The following is a 4573-nucleotide window of genomic DNA, read 5'->3' as shown; positions in this document are numbered from 1 at the left end:
GGCAATCGGCGGCGACGGGGGCTCCGGGGCGGCAGGCGGTGCCGGTGGCGAGGCCGGCGCGGTCGGGATTGGGTTCTCCAACGGCAGTACTGGGAGCGATGGCGGTCTCGGTGCAACGGGCACCGACGGTCACTCCGGCGACTCGGCCTGAAGCCGACTAAAGCGCTTTGGCGAACCCGCGTAACGACTCGATCTGCACCGGATCCAGCGACGGCCGCACGGTTTCCCGGGCAGCCGCCAGATCGGCGGCGGTGACGTCGGCCGCATCGATGGAACGGCGCATGGCCGTCAGCGCGGCCTCACGCAGCAGCGCCACGCAGTCGGCGGCGCTGTAGCCGTCCAGCCCGGCGGCTACCTCGTCCAGGTCGACGTCGGCACTCAGCGGAATCGAACGGCCCGCGGTGCGCAAAATTTCGCGCCGGGCCGCAGCATCGGGCGGCTCGATGAACACCAGCCGTTCCAGCCGGCCCGGCCGCAATAAAGCCGGGTCGATCAGGTCGGGCCGGTTGGTGGCGCCCAACACGACGACGTCACGCAGTGGATCGATGCCGTCCAGTTCGGTCAGCAGCGCGGCCACCACCCGGTCGGTCACGCCCGAATCGAAGCTCTGACCGCGCCGCGGCGCCAGCGCATCCACCTCGTCGAGAAACACCAGCGACGGCGCGGAATCCCTGGCCCGGCGGAACAATTCGCGGACCGCCTTCTCCGACGACCCCACCCATTTGTCCATCAGCTCAGAGCCCTTGACCGCGTGCACACTGAGCTGCCCGGTACTGGCCAGCGCGCGCACCACGAACGTCTTGCCACACCCCGGCGGGCCGTACAGCAGTACCCCGCGCGGCGGGTCCACACCCAGCCGGGCAAACGTGTCGGGGTGCTGCAACGGCCACAGCACCGCTTCGGTCAACGCCTGCTTGGCCTCGGCCATATCGCCGACGTCGGCGAGCGTGACATTGCCGACGCTCACCTCCTCGCCCGCCGAGCGCGACAGCGGCCGGATGACCGTCAGCGCGCCGAGCAAATCCCCCTGGCTCAGCTTCGGCGGTTGCCCGTCGGCGCTGGCCCGCGACGCCGCCCGCAGCGCCGCCTCACGCAGCAGCGCGGCCAGGTCGGCAACCACGAAACCCGGTGTCCGCCCGGCGATCTCGTCGAGATCGAGGTCGCCGGTGGGCACCGGTTTCAGCAGCGCCTCCAGCAGCGCCCGGCGGGTTCCGGCGTCGGGCAGCGGCAAACCCAGCTCGCGATCGCATAACTCCGGGGCGCGCAACCGGGCATCGATCTGGTCGGGCCGCGCGCTGGTGGCGATCAAGGCCACGCCGTCGGTGGCCACCGCCGTGCGCAGCTCGCTGAGAATCAGCGCGGCCACCGGCTCCGGGGTCGCCGGCAGCAGCGCGTCGACGTCGGTGATCAGCAGCACCCCGCCGCCGTCGCGCACGGCGGCAACAGCAGCCGCCACCGCCTTGAGCCGGTCGTCGGCGGCCAGCGCGCCAACCTCCGGACCGTCCAGCCGCACCAGCCGGCGGCCGGCGCACACGGCGCGCACCAGCGTCACCTTGCCCACGCCGGCCGGACCGGACACCAGCACCCCCAGGTTGGTGCTCGCGCCCAGACTCTTGAGCAGGTGGGGCTCGTCGAGAGCAAGCTTGAGCCATTCCGTCAGCTTGGCGGCCTGCGGCTGGGAGCCTTTGAGCTCCTCGACTTGCATCTCGGGCGTGGCGACATCAACCGGCGACGGAGCCGTGGAACTCAACGGGACGCTGACGCCCCAGGTCACCATCGAGTTGGGCTGCACGCTGACCGGTCCCTCGGGGTCCACGCCGGTGACCGTCAGCAGTTCCGACGTCCAGCTGATACCGACCGACGAGGCCAGCGCGCGGGTGGCCGCTGACGTCGAGGTGCCCGGCCCCAGGTCACGGGGCAGCAGCGACACCGCGTCGCCGACCGTCATCACTTTGCCCAGCAGCGCCTGGCGCAGCGTGACCGGCGACAGCGATTGGGTGGCCAGCGTCGAGCCGCTCAGCGTCACCGATCGTGCTCCGTAAACGGTGACCGAACTGACGATCACCGCGGTCCCCTCGCGCAGCCCGGCGTTGGACAGCGTCACGTCGTCGAGCAACACGGTCCCGATCGGGGTGTCCCCGCCGGCCATGCCGGCCACCGCGGCGGTGGTGCGCGACCCGGTCAGCGACACCGCGTCCCACTCGCGGATGCCCAGCGCAACGATGGCGCTCGGGTGCAGGCGGATGACACCGCGGCGCGAGTCGACAGCCGAGGTGTTCAGCCGCGCGATGAGGGTGAGCTGCTGAGCCAAGTCACAGCCGCCTGCCCGGCTTGCGCAGCCCCAGCCGCGCCATCGAGCGGCGCTGCGGCTGTGCCCGGCGGTGCGCCCGCCGCACGGCACGGCGTTGCTTGGGTTTGTCGTCCCAAACCTCGGGATGCCGGGCCAGCCAGCGTTTGCTGCGCACCGCGAACGGGATGTGGCAGACGTAGGAGATGATGATGATCCAGATCAGCAGATAGGGCTCCAACACCGCGGCGGCCGCGGCGATCGCCAGCACCGCCAGCAACGGTGCCGCCCAGTTCGGCGGCACCGCTAGCGTGTGAAACTTCTTCATCGGGATCGCACTCACCATCAGCAGCGACGTCCCGGTGATCCAGAAAGCCAGGAAGCCCACCGAGCTCCACCAGCCCTCGCCGAACTGCAGTTTGAGGCCGATGAGGCCGATCATCGACACCGCACCCGCCGGCGCCGGCATCCCGACGAAGAATTCCTTCGCGTAGGGGGGCAGGGTCCCGTCGTCCTGCTGCGCGTTGTATCTGGCCAGCCGCAGCACCACGCACACCGCGTAGAGCAGCACCACCATCCAGCCGACGGGCCATTTCGACAACAGCGTCACGTAGACCACCAGGGCCGGTGTTACGCCGAAGTTCACCGCGTCGGCCAGCGAGTCGATTTCGGCGCCCATCCGCGATTGGGCGTCCAGGATGCGGGCCACCCGGCCGTCCAGCGCGTCGAGGATGGCCGCCACCGCGATCAGCGCCATCGCGGGGATCGGCTTGTGATCCAGGGCGAACTTGATCGCGGTCAGTCCCGCGCAGATCGACAGCACGGTCATCGCGCTGGGCAGCAGATGCAGGTTGACCGTTCGCCTGACCCGAGGCCTGACCCGTGGCTTGTCGATCATGGCAGTTCAGCCAGCACGGTCTCGCCGCCGACCGCGCGCTGCCCGATCCTGACGACAGGTTCGGCGCCCGCGGGCAGGTAGGTGTCGAGCCGGGAACCGAAGCGGATCAGGCCGTACGTCTCACCGATCGCGAGTTTGTCCCCGACGTGCGCATCGCACACGATGCGGCGCGCCACCAGCCCCGCGATCTGCACCGCGACCACCTCGGCGCCGTTGGCCGCCCGAATCCGCACACTGGTGCGCTCGTTGTCGATGCTGGCCTCGGCCAGATCGGCCGACGCGAAGCGGCCCGGCCGGTGCTGCACGGCGATCACCTCGCCACTGACCGGCGCGCGCTGCACGTGCACGTCGAACACCGACAAGAAGATGCTGATCCTGGGCAGCGGCGCGTCGCCCATGCTCAGTTCGGCGGGCGGGGCCGCGGTGTCGATCACGCAGACCACCCCGTCGGCGGGCGCGACGACGGCACCCGGCCGGGTGGGTGGCACCCGGGGCGGGTGGCGGAAGAATCCCGCGCTGACGCCGGCGGCCAACACGCCGGTCCGGCGCAGCCACCGGTGGCGGTAGCCCACCGCGGCAACGGCTAGTCCAGCGGAGACGAACGGCCGCCCGGCCGGGTGAATCGGCGGAACAGTGGACCGCACCAACTCAAGCAGGTGTTGGGGTCCTTCAGGGCGGGGGCGTCGTGCCACGCGGTCATCTTAGGTGAAGGCGCCGCCACCGCTTCCCGTGCTATCCGAACAGTGACCCGCCGGTGCCGGGAGCTCCGAGCGACCCCTGCGGGGTGCCGCGCCCTCGATTGCCCCCGTTCCCGCCGGTACCGATCAGCTGGGCGTTACCGCCGTTGCCGCCGCTGCCGCCGGTACCGCCGGCCTGGTTGGCGCCGCCCTCACCGCCGTTACCGCCGTCGCCGATCAAGGCGGCCCTGCCGCCCGTCCCGCCGTTGGCCGTGGGGCCAGCAAAGGTCTGGCCGGCGTCGCCGCCGCCACCGCCATTGCCGAAGAGGCCGGGGGCGTTACCGCCGTCGCCGCCCGCGCCGGCGCCGCCCGCACCGGCGCCGGTGCCGCCCGCGCCACCGGACCCGCCGGAGCCGGAGAACCCGCCGCCGGCGCCGCCGCGGCCGCCGGACCCGCCGCCAACCTGTCCAGTACCACCCATCCCGCCGACCCCACCGTTGCCGGCGAACATGGCGGCGTTGCCGCCGGCTCCGCCGACTCCGCCGTTGGCGTTGGTGCCGCCGCCGCCTGCGCCTCCGGCGCCGCCGTCGCCGTAGAACATGCCGGCGTTACCGCCTGCCCCACCGGCGGCGCCGCCTCCGGCGCCGATTCCTACTGCGCCGGCTCCGCCGGCCCCGCCGGTGCCAAACAGCGTGCCGGCGTTGCCGCCGG

At 71.9% G+C, this 4573-nt stretch carries 3 protein-coding genes and 1 pseudogene; all 4 read right to left on the bottom strand.

Going from position 1 to position 4573, the window contains the following annotated elements:
• Positions 1-157 precede the first annotated feature (157 nt).
• Positions 158-2311 carry an AAA family ATPase gene (locus tag BST12_RS28380; protein ID WP_083116488.1) on the bottom strand — a complete coding sequence of 718 codons (2154 nt, stop codon included), beginning with the start codon at positions 2309-2311 and terminating at the stop codon, positions 158-160.
• Between the two features lies 1 nt (position 2312).
• On the bottom strand, positions 2313-3185 hold the full coding sequence (pssA, locus tag BST12_RS28375; RefSeq protein WP_083116487.1) for a CDP-diacylglycerol--serine O-phosphatidyltransferase: 873 nt from the start codon (positions 3183-3185) through the stop codon (positions 2313-2315).
• Entirely contained in the window at positions 3182-3877 is a 696-nt protein-coding gene (locus BST12_RS28370; protein WP_083116486.1) for a phosphatidylserine decarboxylase, read from the bottom strand. Before BST12_RS28370 ends, pssA begins: the two co-directional genes overlap by 4 nt.
• A 40-nt stretch (positions 3878-3917) precedes the next feature.
• Positions 3918-4573: pseudogene (locus BST12_RS32405) on the bottom strand (PE family protein); the annotation flags it as partial.

The organism is Mycobacterium angelicum (assembly GCF_002086155.1).
GTDB classification, from domain to species: Bacteria; Actinomycetota; Actinomycetes; order Mycobacteriales; family Mycobacteriaceae; genus Mycobacterium; species Mycobacterium angelicum.
The sequence above is the reverse complement of the archived record's forward strand: the minus strand, read 5'-3'. Positions and strand labels throughout refer to the sequence as shown.

Excerpts from the sequence above, each read along its gene's own strand:
- pssA (WP_083116487.1), bottom strand. The coding sequence starts at position 3,185 with ATGATCGACAAGCCACGGGTCAGGCCTCGGGTCAGGCGAACGGTCAAC.